The following is an 18,956-nucleotide window of genomic DNA, read 5'->3' as shown; positions in this document are numbered from 1 at the left end:
ATCCGTCAACCCGTGTTCCGCTGGAGCCAGGTGCGCAGGACCGACAGCATCTCATCGAGGTCGACCGGCTTGGAGAGGTAGTCGGACGCGCCGGCCTCGAAGCAGCGGTCCCGATCCTCCTTCATGGCCTTGGCCGTCACGGCAATCAGCGGAATGTCCTTCACCTCGTCGATGGCGCGAAGCGTGCGCATGACCTCGTAGCCGTCCATCTCCGGCATCATGATGTCGACGAGAACGGCATCGAGGTCCGGGTTGGCCATGACCAGTTCGATGCCCTGGCGGCCGTCCTCCGCATGGATCACGTCCACGAAGTGCTGTTCCAGAATGGCGGTCAGCGAGAATATGTTCCGGATGTCGTCGTCGATGATGGCGATCTTCCGGCCCTTGAGCCGCGGATCGTGGCGCCTGAGCTCCTCGATCTGCAACTGCACCGCCTCCGGCAGCGTGGCCAGCGGCAGATGTAGCGCGCGCGTCAGCTCGTCAAGCGTCAGGCCGGCCGTGTTGCGGCCGGAAATGACGACCGGGCCGCGGCTGCGAAGCGCGCTCTCCAGCTCGGGGTCGAGCGCCTCCAGCACCCGGACGACGACCGGCACCTTGCGGTTGGTCCGGTCCTTCACGAGCTGGTCGACGAAGGAGACGAGGCTCGGCGAGCCCTTCCCCGCGGTGACCATGATGCAGTCGAACGTCTCGTCGCGGATGAGGCGGGCCGCCTTGCGCGCGTTCGCCTCCACGATCGTCAGCCCGTTCACGGCGTCGAGCATGTCCAGCTCTCCGGCTTCGGCGGGCGAGGCCCGCACGACGAGGAGCCGCCGCTCCGTCCGGGCGATCAGCGTCCGCAGGTCGCCGAAGACGTCGAGGAGCTCGTCGCGGCTGACGGGCTTGCCGCTGTAGTGAACCGCGCCGAGATGCGAGCGCAGCCGCGCCTCGTCCTCGACCACCGAGATGATGTGGACGGGGATGTGCCGGGTCGCCGGATGGTGCTTCAGGAGGTCGAGCAGCGCCCAGCCGTCGATGTCCGGAAGCTGGATGTCGAGGCTGATCGCGTCGGGGCGGTGGCGCGCCACCGCGGTCAGCACGGCGCGGCCCTCGGAGATCGACATGCCGTCGAAGCCCTTCTCCCGCGCGATTTCCAGCAGGATGCCGGCGAAGATCGGATCGTCCTCGATGACGAGGACGAACGGCTTCGCCCGTCCCGGCGCGATCGGGACCTGCGCGCTTTCGATCGGCTCCGCCGCGCGGGCGGGGGCGGGCGCCGGGCGCGATGCAGCGGGGCGCGTCACGGGCGCGACCGGCTCCGGCGGCAGGCGGCGCATCGGTTCGGCCGCCCGCGCCGAGGCGTCCCGGTCGATCGGGAGATAGAGCGTGAAGGTGCTGCCCTCGCCGGGCTGGCTCTCGAGCCGGATCTCGCCGCCGAGCAGCGCGGCCAGCTCGCGGCTGATCGACAGGCCGAGCCCGGTTCCGCCGTAGCGCCGGCTGGTCGTGCCGTCGGCCTGCTGGAAGGCCTCGAAGACCACCTGCTGGTGCTCGGGCGAGATGCCGATCCCGGTGTCCCGGATCGCGAACGCCACCACCTGGGGCGCCGCCGCCAGCGATGGGACCGCGCTGCTCCAGCCCTTCTGGGCCAGGTGGATGCCGAGCGTCACGCTGCCGGCTTCCGTGAACTTGAAGGCGTTCGAGAGCAGGTTGTTGATGACCTGCTGGAGCCGCATCGGATCCGTGTGGATCGTGTCGGGCAGTTCCGGGCCGAGCTCGATCCGGAACTCCACGCCCTTCTCGGCCGCCGTTTCCCGGAAGGTGCGCTCGGTCTGGTCGCAGAGGCTCTTGAAGGGCAGCTCGCTCACGTCGAGGACCACGGTCCCGGACTCGATCTTGGAGAGGTCGAGGATGTCGTTGATCAGGCGGAGCAGGTCGGTGCCGGCGTCGTGGATGGTGCGGGCATGCTCGATCTGCTTCTGGCTGAGATTGCCCGGGGCGTTGTCCGAGAGCAGCTTGGACAGGATCAGGAGGCTGTTCAGCGGCGTCCGGAGCTCGTGCGACATGTTGGCGAGGAACTCGGACTTGTAGCGCGAGGTGAGGGCGAGCTGCTCGGCCTTCTCCTCGAGCGCGACCCGCGCCGTCTCGACCTCGCGGTTGACGGCCTCGACCTGCCGCTTCTCGTTCTCGAGCTGCGCCGCCTTCTCCTGCAGCTCCTCGTTCTTCCCGCGCAGCTCGTCCTGCTGTGCCTTCAGCAGCTCCTCGGATTCGCGCAGATCGGCCGCCTGCTGCTGCAGCCGGTCGTTCGTCGTCTTCAGTTCCGCCTGCTGCGACTGCAGTTCGCTCGTCAGGATCTGCGACTGCTTGAGGAGCCCTTCCGTGCGCATGCCCGCCCGGATCGTGTTGAGCACGATGCCGATCGATTCCACCAGTTGGTCGAGGAAGGAGATGTGGCTCGCGCTGAACCGGCTGAACGAGGCGAGCTCGATGACGGCGCGCACGCTGCCCTCGAAGAGGACCGGCAGCACCACGATGTTGAGCGGCTCCGCGCTGCCCGTCCCGGACGTGATCCGGACGTAGTCGGGCGGCACGTTGGTGAGCAGGATGCGCTTCTTCTCGAAGGCGCACTGGCCGACCAGCCCCTCGCGCAGATGCACCGTGCTCATCAGGTGCTTGCGCTCGCTCATCGCGTAGCTCGCGGTGAGCTCCAGCTCGAGATCCTCGCCGACCTCGTCGCGGGCGACGTAGAGCACCCCGTGCTGGGCGTCCACCAGCGGCGCCACCTCGGAGAGGACGAGGTTGCAGACGGTCACCATGTCGCGCTCGCCCTGCATCATGCGGGTGAAGCGCGCGAGGTTCGTCTTCAGCCAGTCCTGCTCCATGTTGTACTGCGTCGTCTCGCGCAGGTTGGCGATCATCCGGTTGATGTTGTCCTTGAGCTCGGCCACCTCGCCGAGCGCCTCCACCGAGATGGTCCGGGTCAGGTCGCCCTTCGCCACTGCGGTGGCGACCTCCGCGATCGCGCGCACTTGGGTCGTGAGGTTGGCGGCGAGCTGGTTGACGTTGTCCGTGAGGTCGCGCCACAGGCCCGCGGCGCCGGGCACGCGCGCCTGGCCGCCGAGCTTTCCTTCCGCGCCCACCTCGCGCGCGACGTCCGTCACCTGGTCGGCGAAGATGGCGAGCGTCTCGATCATGCCGTTGATCGTCTCGGCGAGCTCGGCGATCTCGCCCTTGGCGTCGACGGTGAGCTTGCGCTTCAGGTTGCCGTTGGCGACGGCGGTTACGACCTCGGCGATGCCGCGCACCTGGTTGGTCAGGTTGGTCGCCATCATGTTCACGTTGTCGGTCAGGTCCTTCCAGGTGCCGCCGACGCCGCCGACCTGCGCCTGGCCGCCGAGCTTGCCCTCCGTGCCCACCTCGCGCGCGACGCGCGTCACTTCCGAGGCGAAGGAGTTGAGCTGGTCCACCATCGTGTTGATGGTGTTCTTCAGCTCGAGGATCTCGCCCTTCACGTCGACGGTGATCTTCTTGGAGAGGTCGCCGCGCGCGACCGCGGTCGTGACCTCGGCGATGTTGCGGACCTGGCCCGTGAGGTTGGTCGCCATCGCGTTCACGTTGTCGGTCAGGTCCTTCCAGGTGCCGGCCACGCCGCGCACCTGGGCCTCGCCGCCGAGCTTGCCTTCGGTGCCCACCTCGCGCGCGACGCGCGTCACCTCCGAGGCGAAGGAGTTGAGCTGGTCCACCATCGTGTTGATGGTGTTCTTGAGCTCCAGGATCTCGCCCTTCACGTCGACCGTGATCTTGCGCGAAAGGTCGCCGCGGGCGACCGCGGTCGTGACGTCGGCGATGTTGCGGACCTGGCCGGTGAGGTTGGTCGCCATCGCGTTCACGTTCTCGGTAAGGTCCTTCCAGGTCCCGGCGACGCCTTCCACCTGCGCCTGCCCGCCGAGCTTGCCCTCCGTGCCGACCTCGCGCGCAACGCGCGTCACTTCTGAGGCGAAGGAGTTGAGCTGGTCCACCATCGTGTTGATGGTGTTCTTCAGCTCCAGGATCTCGCCCTTCACGTCGACGGTGATCTTGCGCGAGAGGTCGCCGCGGGCGACCGCGGTCGTGACGTCGGCGATGTTGCGGACCTGGCCGGTGAGGTTGGTCGCCATCGCGTTCACGTTGTCGGTCAGGTCCTTCCACGTCCCGGCGACGCCCTCCACCCGGGCCTGGCCGCCGAGCTTGCCCTCCGTGCCGACCTCGCGCGCGACGCGCGTCACCTCCGAGGCGAAGGAGGACAGCTGGTCGACCATCGTGTTTATGGTGTTCTTCAGCTCCAGGATCTCGCCCTGGACGTCGACGGTGATCTTGCGCGAGAGGTCGCCGCGGGCGACCGCGGTCGTCACGTCGGCGATGTTACGGACCTGTCCAGTGAGGTTCGTCGCCATCGCGTTCACGTTGTCGGTGAGGTCCTTCCAGGTGCCGGCGACGCCCTCGACTTTGGCCTGCCCGCCGAGCTTGCCTTCGGTCCCCACCTCGCGCGCCACGCGCGTCACTTCCGAGGCGAAGGAGGACAGCTGGTCGACCATCGTGTTGATGGTGTTCTTCAGCTCCAGGATCTCGCCCTTCACGTCGACGGTGATCTTGCGCGAGAGGTCGCCGCGGGCAACGGCCGTGGTGACGTCGGCGATGTTGCGGACCTGGCTCGTCAGGTTCGACGCCATCGCGTTCACGTTGTCGGTCAGGTCCTTCCAGGTGCCGGCGACGCCCTCGACCTTGGCCTCGCCGCCGAGCTTGCCCTCCGTGCCGACCTCGCGAGCGACGCGCGTCACTTCCGAGGCGAAGGAGGAGAGCTGGTCGACCATCGTGTTGATGGTGTTCTTCAGCTCGAGGATCTCGCCCTTCACGTCGACGGTGATCTTGCGCGAGAGGTCGCCGCGGGCAACGGCCGTGGTGACGTCGGCGATGTTGCGGACCTGGCTCGTCAGGTTCGACGCCATCATGTTCACGTTGTCGGTGAGGTCCTTCCACGTCCCGGCGACGCCCTCGACCTTGGCCTGTCCGCCGAGCTTGCCTTCCGTGCCGACCTCGCCGGCGACGCGGGTGACTTCCGAGGCGAAGGAATTGAGCTGGTCCACCATCGTGTTGATGGTGTCCTTGAGCTCCTGGATCTCGCCCTTCACGTCGACGGTGATCTTCTTGGAGAGGTCGCCGCGGGCGACCGCGGTCGTCACGTCGGCAATGTTGCGCACCTGGTTGGTGAGGTTCGTCGCCATCGCGTTGACGTTGTCGGTCAGGTCCTTCCAGGTGCCGGCGACGCCGCGCACCTTGGCCTGTCCGCCGAGCTTGCCTTCGGTGCCGACCTCGCGCGCCACGCGGGTCACTTCGGATGAGACCAGGCCAAGCCGGTCCACCATGGTGTTGATGGTCTTGGCGATGTGCAGGAACTCGCCCTTCAGCGGCCGGCCCTCAACGTCGAGCGCCATCGTCTGGGACAGGTCGCCCTTGGCGACGGCGCCGACGACGCGCGAGATCTGCGCCGTCTGCTGCACCGTGTCGGTGATCAGCGCGTTCACGCATTCCATGCTCTCGCGCCAGCCGCCCTGGGCATTGTCCAGCCGCCCGCGCTCGCTGATCCGGCCGTCGCGACCGACCGCGCGCCGCAGCCGGGAAAGCTCGCCCGCCATGGCGCGGTTGAGGCCAACCACTTCGTTGAAGAGCTCCGCGATCTCGCCGTCCGTCCCGGTCAGGTCCTTCGGCAGCTCCACCGAGAAATCGCCGCGCCGCAATGTCCGCAATGCGGCCAGTATGGCCTTGTTGTTGAGCTCCGGCTCCCTGGATTCGACCTGAACGTTCATGCTTCCTCCAAGCGCGGGCGTCGTGCTGCGGCCCCGTCTGCCCCGGTGACCTGCCGGGAGCCGCACGCCTGCATCCATACCAACCGTGGCCGCCGGACGGTACTGCCTTGTTGCAACTCGCTTTCGCAGGGCCGGAGGCCGGCCTTCGGGTCCATGCCGCGTGCCGCGCCGCCCGGACGAGCGCGCACCGTCCTCAGGAACGGGTGCACCCGCACTCCGTTGATCCGCCTGCGACACCGGCAGGGACCCGAAAGGTGAACCGATGAACAATTCGTGCGGAATATTCGCTGCCTCGATCCTTGCGCTCGGCCTCGCGGCCGCGCCCGCTCTTGCGCAGGAGAAGAGCCCGGCGAGCGACGAGTACGAAGCCGCGATGAAGGACATGCAGTCCAGGATGATGGAGGCGAGCGACGATCAGGCCGATGTCGAGTTCGCGAAGAAGATGATCGAGCACCACCAGGGCGGCGTCGCGATGGTCGACATCGTGCTGAAGTACACGGAAGACGAGAAGCTGCGCGAGATGGCGCAGAAGACGAAGGCGATGCAGGAGAAGGAGACGAAGGAACTTCAGGCCTGGATCGAAGAGAACGACAAGTAGGTCGCGGGCCTGCTCATCCGATCGCGAGCGCGAGGGCGGCGTAGCGCGCCGTCTTCGCCGCGCCGACCAGTGCGACGAAGACGGCGAGCGGCGTTCGCAGCGCGCCCGCGACGACCGTGATGGGATCGCCGATGAGCGGCACCCAGCTGAGAAGCAGCGACCACAGGCCCCAGCGGCGATAGAAGCGCTCGGCTCGGGCGAGGGCCGGTTCGCGCACCGGGAACCAGCGCCTGCCCCTGAACGAGGCGAGAAATCGGCCGAGCACCCAGTTCACCACCGAGCCGAGCACGTTGCCGACGCTGGCGACCGCCACCAGCACGACCGGGTCGGCGGCACCGGCGAGAAGCAGCGCCGCGAGCACCGCCTCCGACTGGGCCGGCACGATCGTCGCCGCCAGGAAAGCCGAGCCGAACAGGCCCGCCAGGGCTGCAGCCTCGCTCAAGAACGGCGTTCCGGGACGAGGCCGGCGCTTCCCGAGGCCGGAACGGCAGGCGTCGCGGCGGTGCGCGTCACACCCGCTCGAACGCCATCGCGACGCCCTGGCCGACGCCAACGCACATCGTCGCCAGCCCATAGCGCGCGCCGCGCCGATGCACCTCGCGCACCACGTCCGACGCGATGCGCGCACCCGACATGCCGAGCGGATGCCCGAGCGCGATCGCCCCGCCATTGGGGTTCACGTGCTCGGCGTCGTCGGGGAGCCCGAGCTGGCGGAGGCAGGCGAGCGCCTGCGAGGCGAAGGCCTCGTTGAACTCGATCACGTCGAAATCCGAAACCTGCATGCCGAGCCGCTCCGTGAGCTTGCGCACGGCCGGCACCGGCCCGATGCCCATGATCCGCGGCGGCACGCCGGCCGACGCCATGCCGAGGACGCGGGCGAGGGGAGAGAGGCCGTAGCGCTCCACCGCGTCGCCGGAGGCGACGATCATCGCCGCTGCGCCGTCGTTCACGCCCGAAGCGTTGCCGGCGGTCACGGTGCCGTCCGGGCGGACGATCGGCCGGAGCTTCGCCAACGTCTCGAGGGTCGTGTCGGGGCGCGGATGCTCGTCGCGCTCGACCCTGACCGGCCCCGCCTTGCCGCCGGGCACCTCGATCGGGATGACATGCGCGTCGATCCGGCCCTCGGCCCGGGCCCGGCCGGCGCGCTGCTGCGAACGCAGCGCGAAGGCGTCCTGGTCGGCCCGGCTCACCTGGAACTCCTGCGCGACGTTCTCGCCGGTCTCCGGCATGGAATCGACGCCGTATTGCTGCTTCATGAGCGGATTCACGAAACGCCAGCCGATCGTCGTGTCATGGATGTCGGCGCTGCGCTGGAAGGCCTGCTCGGCCTTGCCCATGACGAACGGCGCGCGCGACATGGATTCCACGCCGCCGGCGATCGCCAGCGCGATGTCGCCCGCCTTGATCGCGCGGCTGGCCGCCCCGACCGCGTCGAGGCCGGACGCGCAGAGCCGGTTGATGGTGCTGCCGGGGATCGTCTCCGGCAGGCCGGCGAGAAGCGCCGCCATGCGCGCGACGTTGCGGTTGTCCTCGCCGGCCTGGTTGGCGCAGCCGAGGAACACCTCGTCGATCGCTTCGCGGATGGCGGGGTGCCGCTCCGCGAGCGTCCGGATCGGGATGGCGGCGAGATCGTCCGCGCGCACCTTCGCGAGCGACCCGCCGTAGCGCCCGATCGGGGTGCGCACGGGGTCGCAGATGAAGACGTCGCGGGTCGCTGCCATCGGGGAATGCTCCAGCCGGCCGCGAACCTCCGGTGGCGTGCGGCCGCATCCGCCGGCCGCCGCCGGAAGCCGTGAGGTGCGGCTCATCTCGTTCCGCGTCCAGATAGGCGCTGGACGCCTGGAGGTCCATGCGGATCAGGTGCCGGCCGGAGCCTCGTCCGCGCTCGTCCTCTCGCCGCGCAGGACGACGTAGATCGCCGGGATGACGATGACGGTGAGGAGCGTCGAGGAGGCGAGCCCGAACAGGAGCGAGATCGCCAGGCCCTGGAAGATCGGGTCGAACAGGATCACCGCGGCGCCGATCATGGCGGCGATGGCGGTGAGCAGAATCGGCTTGAACCGGATCGCGCCGGCCTCCAGCAGCACGTCGACGAGGCGGCGGTTCTCCCGCGGCGCGTGCCGGATGAAATCGACGAGCAGGATCGAGTTGCGCACGATGATGCCGGCGAGCGCGATGAAGCCGATCATCGACGTGGCGGTGAACGGCGCGGCGAAGAGCCAGTGCCCGAGCATGATGCCGATGAAGGTGAGCGGGATCGGCGTCAGGATGACGAGCGGCAGCTTGAACGAGCCGAACTGCGCGACGACGAGGATGTAGATGCCGAGCATGGCCACGGCGAAGGCCGCGCCCATGTCGCGGAACGTGACCCAGGTCACCTCCCATTCCCCGTCCCACAGCAGCGTCGGCCGCGATTCGTCGTCGGGCTGGCCGTTGAGGCGGATCTCCGGCTTCGGCACGTCGCCCCATTCGATGCGCTCGAGCGCCGCGGCGACCTCCATCATGCCGTAGAGCGGCGCCTCGAAATCGCCGGCGAGTTCGCCGGTGATCATCTCGGCCGCCCGGCCGTCGCGCCGGTAGACCGGGAAGGAGGCACGCTCGCGGACGGGGCGGACGACGTCGCCGAGTTCGACCACGCTGCGGTCGCCCGGCAGGATGTTGGCCGGCACCGGCGTCGCCAGCGCGCGCTCGTCGAGCACCTTCTCCGCCTTGCCGCGGGCGAGCCGGATCGGGATCGGGTTCCGCCCGCCGCCGCGGTGCGAATAGCCGACGGTGGCGCCGCCATACAGCGTCCGGATCGTGTCGTAGACGTCGCGATGGTCGACGCGGTGGAATTCGAGATCGTCCTCGGCGATCCTGAGGCGGATGCGCTCGCTCGGCGTGCCGAAGGAATCATCGACGTCGACGACGAACGGCACCATGGCGAACGCCTCGCGCACCTTTCCCGCCACGGCGCGGCGGGTCTCGGCGTCGGGCCCGTAGATCTCGGCGAGCAACGTGGCGAGGACCGGCGGGCCGGGCGGCGGCTCGACGACCCGGATCGCGGTGCCCTCCGGCACCTCCAGGGCGCCGAGGCGCTCGCGGATCTCCAGCGCCAGATCGTGGCTGGCGCGGTCGCGCTCCGCCTTCGGGCTGAGGTTGAGCTGGATGTCGCCCTGCTCCGGCTTGCCGCGGAGATAGTAATGGCGGACGAGGCCGTTGAAGTTGAACGGCGCAGCCGTGCCGGCATGGGTCTGGAACGACAGGATGTCCGGCATGTCGGCGAGCCGGGCGGCCGCCGCCTGCAGCACGCGGTCGGTGCCCTCGACGGAGGCGCCCTCCGGCAGGTCGATGACGACGGCGAGCTCCGACTTGTTGTCGAACGGCAGGAGCTTCACGGTCACCGCCTTCGTGTAGAACAGCGTGAGCGCCGCCAGCGTGGCGATGCCGACCAGGATCAGGAAGAGCCACGCGCGCCAGCGGCTCGCCAGCACCGGCGCGGCGGCTGCCCGGTAGGCGCGGCCGAGCACGCCGCCTTCGCTCGCCGCATGTCCGTCTCCGTGTCCGCCACCGTGGCCGGCGGCCGCGCCGCCGAGGCGCAGCATCAGCCACGGCGTCACCGTGACCGCCACGAAGAAGGAGAAGATCATCGCGGCCGAGGCGTTGGCCGGGATCGGGCTCATGTAGGGGCCCATCAGGCCGGACACGAAGAGCATCGGCAGGAGGGCCGCGACCACCGTCAGAGTCGCGACGATGGTCGGGTTGCCGACTTCCGCGACCGCCTCGATCGCGGCCGTGATCCGGCTGCGGCCGTCGCGCATCGCCCAGTGCCGCGCGATGTTCTCGATGACGACGATGGCGTCGTCGACCAGGATGCCGATCGAGAAGATGAGGGCGAACAGGCTGACGCGGTTGAGCGTGTAGCCCATCAGCCGCGCCGCGAAGAGCGTGAGCAGGATCGTGACGGGGATCACGACCGCCACGACGATCGCCTCACGCCAGCCGATCGCGAGCCAGACGAGGAGGACGATCGAGACGGTGGCGAGCCCGAGATGGAAGAGCAGCTCGTTCGCCTTCTCGTTCGCCGTCTCGCCATAGTCGCGGGTGACGTGGACGACCACGTCCTCGGGGACGATGCTGCCGCGCACCGTCTCGACCTGGGCGAGCACGTGCTCGGCGATCGCGACCGCGTTGGCGCCTGCGCGCTTGGCGACCGCGACGGAGACGGCCGGGACGCGGACGAGCGCGCCGTCGGCCCCGCGCTCCAGATGCGAGACGCGCGCCTCCGCCGGCTCGGCGACGAGTTCCAGGTCGGCCAGGTCGCGGACGTAGACCGGGCGCTCGTCGCGGCTCGTGACGAGCAGGTTGCCGATCTCCTGCATGCCCTGCAGCGTCTGGCCGGCGACGAGCCCGATCTGCCCGCCGCCGTCGCGGACGCGCCCGGCCTGGAAGGTGCGGTTGGCGCCTTCGATCTTGGCGGCGAGCTGCTGCAGCGTGACGCCGTAGAGCGCGAGCTTCTCCGGATCCGGGTCGATCCGGATCTCCTCGGCCTGCTCGCCGACCAGATAGGTCAGCCCGACGTCCTCGAGCTTGGCGATCTCGACCCTGAGCTCGCGGGCGAGCCGCGTGAGGGCGTTCGCGGTCCAGCGATCGGCGACCTCCGGCTTCGGCGCCAGCGTGAGCACGACGATCGCCACGTCGTCGATGCCGCGGCCAACGATCAGCGGCTCCGGGATGCCGACGGGGATGCGGTCCATGTTGGCGCGCACCTTGTCGTGCACGCGCAGCACCGCCGCGTCGGCGCTGGTGCCGACCTCGAAGCGCGCGGTGACGAGCGCGCCGTCGTCCTCGGTCTGGGAATAGACGTGCTCGACGCCGACGATGCCCTTCACGATCGTTTCGAGCGGCTCCGTCACGAGCTTCACCGCGTCCTCCGCCTTCAGCCCCTCGGCGCGGACGTGGATGTCGATCATGGGCACCGAGATCTGCGGCTCCTCCTCGCGCGGCAGCGTGGCGAGCGCGACCAGGCCGAAGGCGAGGGAAGCCAGCAGGAAGAGCGGCGTCAGCGGCGAGGCGATGAAGGTGCGGGTGAGGCCGCCGGCGATCCCGAGCTTCATGGCGTGACGACCCGGTCGCCGTCGCGGATCCCGGAAAGGATCTCCAGCCGCGGCCCGTCGGGCGTCTCGATGCGCTCGCCGACGAGGACGGCTACCTCCGTCTCGCCGCCGTCGCGGCGGAGCCGGACGAAATCGATGCCGGATCGCGTCGCCACGGCCTCAACGGGCACCGCCACGACCTCGCGCATGCCGACCGGCACCCGGACGAGCGCGCGCTCGCCGACGAAATAGTCGCCGAGCGCCGCGACCTCGACGTCCGCGATCACGCGGCCGTTCTCGAGCTCCGGGTAGATCTTCGCCAGCCGGCCCTTGCCGGCCGCGGCGCCGGCATCGGAGCCCCCGCGCGCGCCGACCTCGACCTCGGAGCCTTCCTTGAGAAGCGCCGCGTGGCGCTCGGGGAGGGCGAGGCGGAGGAAATAGCCGCCGCCCGCGATCCTGGCGACGGTCTCGCCGGGGAGGATGACGGAGCCGCGCGTGAGCGGCACGGTCAGGGCGCGGCCCGAAACGGGGGCGACCACGTCGCCCTCGCTGCTCTGCTGGGCGATGACGGCGCGGTCAGCCTCGCCGCCGGCGATCTGGTTGACGAGCACGTTCAGCTGCGTCTGCAGCTGGTCGACGCGCTGCTGCGGGACCGTGCCGCGGGCGAGGAGCTGCTGCGCCCGCTCGAGGTCGGTCTGGACGTTGTCGCGCTCCGCCTGGAGCGCGCGCAGGCGTGCCTCCGTCGCCTCCATCTGCAGCGCGAGCTTTTCGTCGACGACGCGCGCGAGCACGGCGCCGGCCTCGACCGCGGAGCCTTCCTCGACCTCGACCGACACGAGCGTGCCGCCGATGCGCGCCCTCGCCGGCACCAGGTCGCGCGGCTCGACGCGGCCGTAGACCGCCTTCATGTCGGCGATCTCGTATCGCGTCGCCGCGACGTCCGCCGCACCGGCGGGTCCGCCTCCGAACGCTGCCGCCGCAGCAGACAGTCCGGCGGCAAGGATGGTGGCGCGAATCCGACGTGCGGGGCCGCACGCGGCTGACGGGACGATCGGCAGGACCATGATCCTCTCCTGCAGGAACTTCGGAGAGGCGGTTACATCGTCCCGAGGCCCCGCGCCTTGCGCTCGATCAAGTCGGCCGACCATGTGAATTGACGGGGTGGTCATACGGTATCACAATCAGGTGCTCGCCAGCTGCCGTTGATGACGGGGCGGGCGGAACGACAAACAAATCGAAGGGAGGAGCGCATGCGCTCTCGCATGAAGGTACTGGGTGCCGCCGCGATGGTGACTGCCACGCTGGCGTTTGCGGCGTCGCCGGGTACGGCGCTGGCAGGGCCGGTCTATGACGGGAAGAACGTGGTGCTGGTGGTGCCGAACTCGCCCGCGGGCCTGATGACGCAATATGCGCGCATGATCGCGCCCTTCATCGAGAAGCACTCGGGCGCGAAGATGGTTCGGGTCGAGAACCGCACGGGCGCCGGCGGTCTGAAGGGGACCAACACGGTCTGGAACGAGAAGCCGGACGGCATGACCATTGCGTTCACCAACGTGCCGGCGCTGATCCTCGCCCAGCTCGCCGACAGCCCCGGCGTCCAGTTCGATGCGACGAAGTTCACCTATCTCGGCCGTGCGGCGTCCGAGCCCCGGGTGCTCGTGGTCGGCACCGTGTCCGACATCAAGACCATGGAGGACATCCAGAAGCTCGGGCGCCCCTTCGCCTATGCCTCGCAGGGCACCGACGAGGATTTCTACGCGACGTCGGTCATTGCCGACGTGTTCGGCTTCAAGCTCAAGGCGATCACCGGCTATGAGGGGCAGTCCGACACGGCGCTCGCCGCGATCAAGGGCGACCTCGATGGCTACACCACCGGCTGGGTGGCAGCGAAGCCGGTCGTGGACGCCGGCGAGGTCCGCGTCATCGCCGTTCTCGACGAGAAGCGCTTGACGGACCTTCCGGACGTGCCCTCGGTCGTCGAACTCGCGACCGACGACAGCAAGAAGAGCCTGCTCTCGGCGACCATCACGATCATGAACATGAGCCGCGGCTTCTTCGGCCCGCCGGACATGGATCCTGCCGCGACGGAGGAGATGCGGGCGGCGATCGAGGCCTCGCTGAAGGATCCGGAGCTGCTGGCCGCGGCCGACAAGGCGGGTGTCTCGATCATCTTCGCGCCGGGCGCGGAGCAGCAGGAGAAGGTCGCCGAGATCCTGGCCGCCAGCGAGGACCTCAAGTCGGTCCTGAAGGCGTCGATCGCCGCGCTGCAATAGCGCATCGGCGCCGCCCGACCGCGGCACGGCCCCTTAACCTCCCCCTCGCGGGGAAGTCGAAAGCGGCGGAGCCGCTTTCGGGAGGGGGGCGCTGCGCTTCCGCTTCCTCGGCGTCGGGAGAGCCCTCGGCCGCTGGATGCCCGGGTCAAGCCCGGGCATGACGACAGTGGGCGGGAGGCGCAGAGCAACGGCCCGGCCCCTTGACCTCCCCGCGAGGAGAGGCCGAAAGCGGTGGAGCCGCTTTCGGGACGGGGAGGGGGCGGGCGGCCCCGGGAATGCGGCGCGCCGGCCTCAGCGCTCGATCGGGACGCCGACGAGGTTGCCCCATTCCGTCCAGGAGCCGTCATAGACGCGCACGTTCTCGAAACCGAGAAGCTGCGTCAGCGCGAAGTAGGCGACCGTCGCGCGGTGGCTCATGCGGCAATAGGCGATCACCGGCTCGCCCGGCGAAAGGCCCCTCTCGGCGGCGAGTGCGCGCAGCTCGTCCGCCGGCCGGAAGGCTTTGTTCTCGTCGAGGAAGTCCATGTAGAACATGTGCCTCGCGCCCGGGATGCGCCCCGGCCTGACCGCGCCGCTGTCCGGGCCGCCGGGCCCGCCGACCCGCTCCCCGCGGTATTCCTCGGGCGAGCGCGCATCGACGATCGCCGCCGTCTCCTCCTCGAGCGCCTTCAGGACCTCGTCCCGGAAGATGCGCATGCCCGGATCGCGCGCGGTCGGCCGGTATTCGACGGGCGGCGGAGCGGGCGGGAAGGCCTGCTCGAGCGGCCGGCCCTCGGCCTTCCAGCGGTAGCGCGCGCCGTCGAGCACCTTGACGTTGCGATGACCGCAATAGCGGAGCGTCCACCAGGCGTAGATGCCGAACTGCACGTCCTCGCCGTAGACGACGACGGTCGTATCGTTGCCGATGCCGGCGGCACCCATGCGGCGCGCGAACTCCTCGGGGGAGGGGAAGTCGCGCATGTGGCTGTCCCACAGCATCTCCTTCCAGCGCCAGCACACGGCGCCCGGCACGTGCCCGGCCTTGTAGGCGGGCATGTCGTCCTGCCTGAGGCCGGCGATCTCGACGATGCGGAGGTCGGGATCGTTGCGATGCGCCTCGAGCCATTCGGGGCTGACAAGCGGCGAATCGCCTGCGGTGCTGGTGCTGGCCATGTGGTCCTCTCTTCTCTCGATCAGGGTGCTGGCGCGGGCCGGAACCGGACGCGGAGTTCGGAGCCGAGCGCGATGCGGCTCACCACGCCGCCGGAGCGGGCGGCATCCTCCAGGCCGGCGCGGTCTGCGATCGCGTCCAGGCCGGGCAGGGCAACGTCGATCGCGACCGCGTCCCGGTCCCCGGCGGCGGAAGGCTCGAACGCCACCTCGACGGCGATGCCCTCCGACGGATGACCGGCATGGGCCAGGAAGGTGCGCAGCGACCCGGCCGCGCAGGATCCGATGGCGAGGAGGAGCAGCTCGCCCGAGGTCGGGCCGGCGTCGGTGCCGCCGTCCTCCCGCTTGCGGTCGGTCGTGACCTGGTGCGCCCCGGCGGTGCAGAGGAGCTTGCGCCCCTCCAGGCGGCGGACGACGATCCTGTTCATGGCGGCCTCGCGGCGGCTGCTTCAGCCGGCATTCAGAGTTGCCGAAAGTATGACCATATGCCCATAGTACGATCCTTGGGCCTGCATCAAGGCGCGGGATCGGCGGTCCGGCCGCCGCACCGCCAGCCAGAGGCCAGGGGAGGAAACGACATGAAGAGCATTCGTGCGAACGGCATCAGCCAGACGGAATGGGTTGCGCGGCGAGACGTGCTGAAGGCGGGCGGGTTCGGCGCGCTCGGGCTCCTGCTCGCCGTGGCGACGACGCGCGGGAGCTTCGCCCAGGATGCGACGCCGAGCATGGCGAACGTGAAGGCGAACCTCAGCTCGCTGAAATACGGCGAGTTCAACCCGAACTACGTCTCCGCCTGGGCCCTCACGATTGCCCGCGCGCAAGGCTATTTCGAAGAGGTCGGCCTCTCCGACGTCGAGATGATCCTCTCGGAGGCCTACATTCCCGGCCTGATCGGCGGCAGCCTGCACCTCGCCCACGGCGACACCAGCAGCTTCCTCAGCGCCGCCGAGAAGAGCGGCACGCCGATCAAGATCATCAGCATCCTGCGCCACAAGGAATGGTGGATCATGGGCGTGCGCAAGGGCATCGAGAAGCCCGAGGACCTGAAGGGCGGCAAGATCACCGGCGGGTCGCTGGACGGCCGCAACACCTGGATCCAGAAGGAGCTGGTGCGGAAGATGGGGCTCGACCCGGAGAAGGACGTCGAGTTCGTGCCGAGCTCCGGCGGCTCCGACAACCGCATGGCCGCCCTCGTCAACGGCATCGTCGACGGCGCCAGCGTGTTCCCGCGCCACAAGGCCGGCATCGAGGCCTCCGGCGGCCGCTTCCTGCACGAGGAGCTGGTCTCCGCCCCGCAGGAAGGCATCGGCGCGATGGGCGACTTCCTCGAGAAGAACGAGGACACCGCCTATGCCTGGGCGCTCGCCGAGATCCGCGCCCGGCAATGGCTGTTCGAGCCCGCCAACAAGGCCGAGGCCTACGACATCATCCGCAAATACGGCTTCGAGGTCCCGCCGGAATTCGAGGCGCAGTACCAGGTCGAGCTCGACCAGCTCAGCCCCGACGGCGGTTTCGACAGCGCCGAGGCGATGGACACGTTCCTCGCCCAGCTCGCCGAGACCGGCGAGGTCGAGGCGGGCGTCGACTGGCGCAAGCACATCGAGATGAAATACGTCTGGGCCGCCCAGGAGGCGCTCGGCCTGCCGAAGCGGCCGACCTCGATCTGAGCCCGCGGGCGCCGGAGAGGAGCCCCAGCGCTCCCTTCGGCGCCTCCGAGGTTGCCCGGCGGGACCGCCCCCGCTAGAACGCCGCCGGCTTCATGAAGGAATGGCCGCCGGTGGCGGGCGAGTGAGCGGGAAGGACCCAGAGACATGCGCGTTTATTACGACCGCGACGCGGACGTGAACCTCATCAAGGATCGCAAGGTCGCGATCATCGGCTATGGCAGCCAGGGCCATGCCCATGCGCTGAACCTCCGCGATTCCGGCGTGAAGGAGGTCGTGATCGCGCTGCGTCCGGGGTCCGCCTCCGCGCAGAAGGCGGAGAGCGCGGGCCTGCGCGTGATGTCGGTCGCGGACGCCGCCGGCTGGGCCGACCTGATGATGATGGCGACCCCGGACGAGCTGCAGGCCGACATCTGGCGCGAGCACATCGCGCCGAACATCCGCGACGGCGCGGCCATCGCGTTCGCCCACGGCCTCAACGTCCATTTCGCGCTGATCGAGCCGAAGTCCACGATCGACGTCGTCATGATCGCGCCGAAGGGGCCGGGCCACACGGTGCGCAGCGAGTACCAGCGCGGCGGCGGCGTGCCCTGCCTCATCGCGGTCGCGCAGGACGCCTCCGGCAACGCCCACGACCTCGCGCTGTCCTATGCCTCGGCGATCGGCGGCGGGCGCTCCGGCATCATCGAGACGACCTTCAAGGAGGAATGCGAGACCGACCTCTTCGGCGAGCAGGCGGTGCTCTGCGGCGGTCTGGTCGAGCTCATCCGCGCCGGCTTCGAGACGCTGGTGGAGGCCGGCTACGCGCCCGAGATGGCCTATTTCGAGTGCCTGCACGAGGTGAAGCTGATCGTCGACCTCATCTATGAGGGCGGCATCGCCAACATGAACTACTCGATCTCCAACACCGCCGAATGGGGCGAGTACGTCACCGGCCCGCGCATCATCACCGACGAGACCAAGGCGGAGATGCGGAAGGTCCTGAAGGACATCCAGAGCGGGCGGTTCACCTCGGAATGGATGCAGGAATACCGGGCCGGCGCCGCCAAGTTCAAGGCGACGCGCCGCCTGAACGACGCCCACCCGATCGAGGAGGTGGGCGAGCGCCTGCGCGGCATGATGCCGTGGATCACCGCCAACAAGCTGGTCGACAAGGCGAAGAACTGACGGCCGGCCGAGCCCGCCGACGGACCCGGACCCCGCGCTTTGGCGCGGGGTTCTTCGTTCTTCGGGGCGCCGTCGGCGTCGGCGCGCAAAGCGCCGCGGGGGCATGCTCTTCCTTTACCGGGAATCGCTTGCCGCGACCCCGTTCCGCCGGCCCCTATTGCGTCGCCTCCCTCTCTATTGTCTTTCAGGGGCTGACGATCCCGATCCCGCTCCGCCGGATCGGATGGGTGAGAGGACAGGATGGCGCGGCGCTACCAGATCTACGACGTCTTCACGGACCGGCCGCTCGCGGGCAACCCGCTCGCGGTCGTGCTCGACGCCGAAGGGCTGGACAACGGCGCCATGCAGGCGATCGCGCGCGAGTTCAACCTGTCGGAGACCGTCTTCGTGCTGGAGGCGGACAATCCCGGCCACACCGCGCGCGTGCGGATCTTCACTCCCTTCGCCGAGCTGCCCTTCGCCGGGCATCCGACCATCGGCACCGCCGTGGCGCTCTCGGCGCAGCGCTTCCAGGGCGCCTCCGGCGAGCAGGACGCGGTCGTCGTGCTCGAGGAGAACATCGGGCCGGTGCGCTGCGGCGTGAAGGTGACCGGGCCCGACGGCTTCGCCGAGTTCGACTGCCCCCGGCTGCCGCGTGCGCTCGGGCCGGCGCCGGCGCACGACGCCATTGCCGGTGCGCTCGGGCTGTCGGTCGGCGAGCTCGGCTTCGAGAACCATGCGCCGTCGGTCTGGTCGGCCGGCGTCCCGTTCCATTTCGTGCCGGTGCGCGACCGTTCGGTGCTGGCCGAGGCGATGGTCGTGCACGCGAACTGGTCGGACGCGTTCGGCGAGGACGGCGCCTATCTCTACACGCGCGAGACCGAGGGCCACGACCACGCCTTCCGGGCCCGCATGTTCGCGCCCATGCACGGCATCGACGAGGATCCCGCCACCGGGTCCGCAGCGGCCGCCTTCGCCGGGCCGATCCATCATTTCGACGACCTTCCGGAAGGCGGGCACACCTGCATCGTCGAGCAGGGCTACGAGATGGGCCGCCCCTCTCTCATCCGCGTCGAGATGAGCGTGTCCGGCGGCAAGCTCGCGACGGTGCGGATCGGGGGCAGGGCCGTTCGCGTCGCCGAAGGCGTGCTGGCGGTCTGAATGCCGATTGATCTGCCGCAAGGCGCCCGGATCGAACTCCGGCTAAACGATGTGCGAGTCACCGTCCGGACGGC

The 18,956-nt window shown here is 69.5% G+C and carries 12 protein-coding genes; 5 read left to right on the top strand and 7 right to left on the bottom strand.

The genetic code is table 11. The features are described 5' to 3' along the window. Positions 1–5: 5 nt before the first annotated feature. A complete protein-coding gene (locus ACUN0C_RS07015; protein WP_445465619.1) occupies positions 6–5,816 on the bottom strand; it encodes a HAMP domain-containing protein in 5,811 nt (1,936 codons plus the stop codon). Between the two features lie 262 nt (positions 5,817–6,078). Between ACUN0C_RS07015 and ACUN0C_RS07010 the strand changes: the two genes are divergently transcribed. Further along, positions 6,079–6,414, top strand: coding sequence for a DUF305 domain-containing protein (locus tag ACUN0C_RS07010; protein ID WP_445465618.1), 336 nt, complete (start codon positions 6,079–6,081; stop codon positions 6,412–6,414). 13 nt (positions 6,415–6,427) lie between these two features. On the opposite strand, the gene ACUN0C_RS07005 is transcribed toward ACUN0C_RS07010, so the two are convergent. The 4 genes from ACUN0C_RS07005 to ACUN0C_RS06990 all read right to left on the bottom strand — a co-directional run bounded on the left by ACUN0C_RS07005 (position 6,428) and on the right by ACUN0C_RS06990 (position 12,553). Next, positions 6,428–6,856: a YqaA family protein gene (locus ACUN0C_RS07005; RefSeq protein WP_445465617.1), complete on the bottom strand. Its 429-nt coding sequence runs from the start codon at positions 6,854–6,856 to the stop codon at positions 6,428–6,430. 67 nt (positions 6,857–6,923) lie between these two features. Next, positions 6,924–8,135, bottom strand: coding sequence for a 3-oxoadipyl-CoA thiolase (gene pcaF / locus ACUN0C_RS07000; protein WP_445465616.1), 1,212 nt, complete (start codon positions 8,133–8,135; stop codon positions 6,924–6,926). A 135-nt stretch (positions 8,136–8,270) separates the two neighbouring features. After that, positions 8,271–11,510, bottom strand: a complete 3,240-nt coding sequence (locus ACUN0C_RS06995) for an efflux RND transporter permease subunit (protein WP_445465615.1) — start codon at positions 11,508–11,510, stop codon at positions 8,271–8,273. Further along, positions 11,507–12,553, bottom strand: coding sequence for an efflux RND transporter periplasmic adaptor subunit (locus tag ACUN0C_RS06990; protein ID WP_445465614.1), 1,047 nt, complete (start codon positions 12,551–12,553; stop codon positions 11,507–11,509). The genes ACUN0C_RS06995 and ACUN0C_RS06990 overlap by 4 nt, the downstream gene beginning before the upstream one ends. Before the next feature lie 198 nt (positions 12,554–12,751). Between ACUN0C_RS06990 and ACUN0C_RS06985 the strand changes: the two genes are divergently transcribed. Then, positions 12,752–13,762: a Bug family tripartite tricarboxylate transporter substrate binding protein gene (locus ACUN0C_RS06985; RefSeq protein ID WP_445465613.1), complete on the top strand. Its 1,011-nt coding sequence runs from the start codon at positions 12,752–12,754 to the stop codon at positions 13,760–13,762. Between the two features lie 291 nt (positions 13,763–14,053). On the opposite strand, the gene ACUN0C_RS06980 is transcribed toward ACUN0C_RS06985, so the two are convergent. Both ACUN0C_RS06980 and ACUN0C_RS06975 read right to left on the bottom strand, forming a co-directional pair. Further along, entirely contained in the window at positions 14,054–14,914 is an 861-nt protein-coding gene (locus ACUN0C_RS06980) for a sulfurtransferase (protein ID WP_445465612.1), read from the bottom strand. Between the two features lie 20 nt (positions 14,915–14,934). Then, positions 14,935–15,339, bottom strand: coding sequence for an OsmC family protein (locus ACUN0C_RS06975; protein ID WP_445465611.1), 405 nt, complete (start codon positions 15,337–15,339; stop codon positions 14,935–14,937). 150 nt (positions 15,340–15,489) lie between these two features. On the opposite strand from ACUN0C_RS06975, the gene ACUN0C_RS06970 reads away from it, so the two are divergent. From ACUN0C_RS06970 to ACUN0C_RS06960, 3 genes are all read left to right on the top strand, one after another. Next, on the top strand, positions 15,490–16,578 hold the full coding sequence (locus tag ACUN0C_RS06970) for an ABC transporter substrate-binding protein (RefSeq protein ID WP_445465610.1): 1,089 nt from the start codon (positions 15,490–15,492) through the stop codon (positions 16,576–16,578). A 144-nt stretch (positions 16,579–16,722) separates the two neighbouring features. Continuing rightward, entirely contained in the window at positions 16,723–17,742 is a 1,020-nt protein-coding gene (gene ilvC / locus ACUN0C_RS06965; RefSeq protein ID WP_445465609.1) for a ketol-acid reductoisomerase, read from the top strand. 240 nt (positions 17,743–17,982) lie between these two features. Further along, positions 17,983–18,882 carry a PhzF family phenazine biosynthesis protein gene (locus tag ACUN0C_RS06960; protein WP_445465608.1) on the top strand — a complete coding sequence of 300 codons (900 nt, stop codon included), beginning with the start codon at positions 17,983–17,985 and terminating at the stop codon, positions 18,880–18,882. The last annotated feature ends 74 nt before the right edge of the window (positions 18,883–18,956 follow it).

It is taken from the genome of Faunimonas sp. B44, assembly GCF_052655945.1.
This window is presented reverse-complemented; position numbering and strand designations above follow the sequence as displayed.

What these genes read in the sequence shown, in the direction of transcription:
- ACUN0C_RS07015 (WP_445465619.1), bottom strand. Translation starts at nt 5,816, where the DNA reads ATGAACGTTCAGGTCGAATCCAGGGAGCCGGAGCTCAACAACAAGGCC.
- ACUN0C_RS07010 (WP_445465618.1), top strand. Translation starts at nt 6,079, where the DNA reads ATGAACAATTCGTGCGGAATATTCGCTGCCTCGATCCTTGCGCTCGGC.
- pcaF (WP_445465616.1), bottom strand. Translation starts at nt 8,135, where the DNA reads ATGGCAGCGACCCGCGACGTCTTCATCTGCGACCCCGTGCGCACCCCG.
- ACUN0C_RS06995 (WP_445465615.1), bottom strand. Translation starts at nt 11,510, where the DNA reads ATGAAGCTCGGGATCGCCGGCGGCCTCACCCGCACCTTCATCGCCTCG.
- ACUN0C_RS06990 (WP_445465614.1), bottom strand. Translation starts at nt 12,553, where the DNA reads ATGGTCCTGCCGATCGTCCCGTCAGCCGCGTGCGGCCCCGCACGTCGG.
- ACUN0C_RS06985 (WP_445465613.1), top strand. Translation starts at nt 12,752, where the DNA reads ATGAAGGTACTGGGTGCCGCCGCGATGGTGACTGCCACGCTGGCGTTT.
- ACUN0C_RS06980 (WP_445465612.1), bottom strand. Translation starts at nt 14,914, where the DNA reads ATGGCCAGCACCAGCACCGCAGGCGATTCGCCGCTTGTCAGCCCCGAA.
- ACUN0C_RS06975 (WP_445465611.1), bottom strand. Translation starts at nt 15,339, where the DNA reads ATGAACAGGATCGTCGTCCGCCGCCTGGAGGGGCGCAAGCTCCTCTGC.
- ACUN0C_RS06970 (WP_445465610.1), top strand. Translation starts at nt 15,490, where the DNA reads ATGAAGAGCATTCGTGCGAACGGCATCAGCCAGACGGAATGGGTTGCG.
- ilvC (WP_445465609.1), top strand. Translation starts at nt 16,723, where the DNA reads ATGCGCGTTTATTACGACCGCGACGCGGACGTGAACCTCATCAAGGAT.
- ACUN0C_RS06960 (WP_445465608.1), top strand. Translation starts at nt 17,983, where the DNA reads ATGGCGCGGCGCTACCAGATCTACGACGTCTTCACGGACCGGCCGCTC.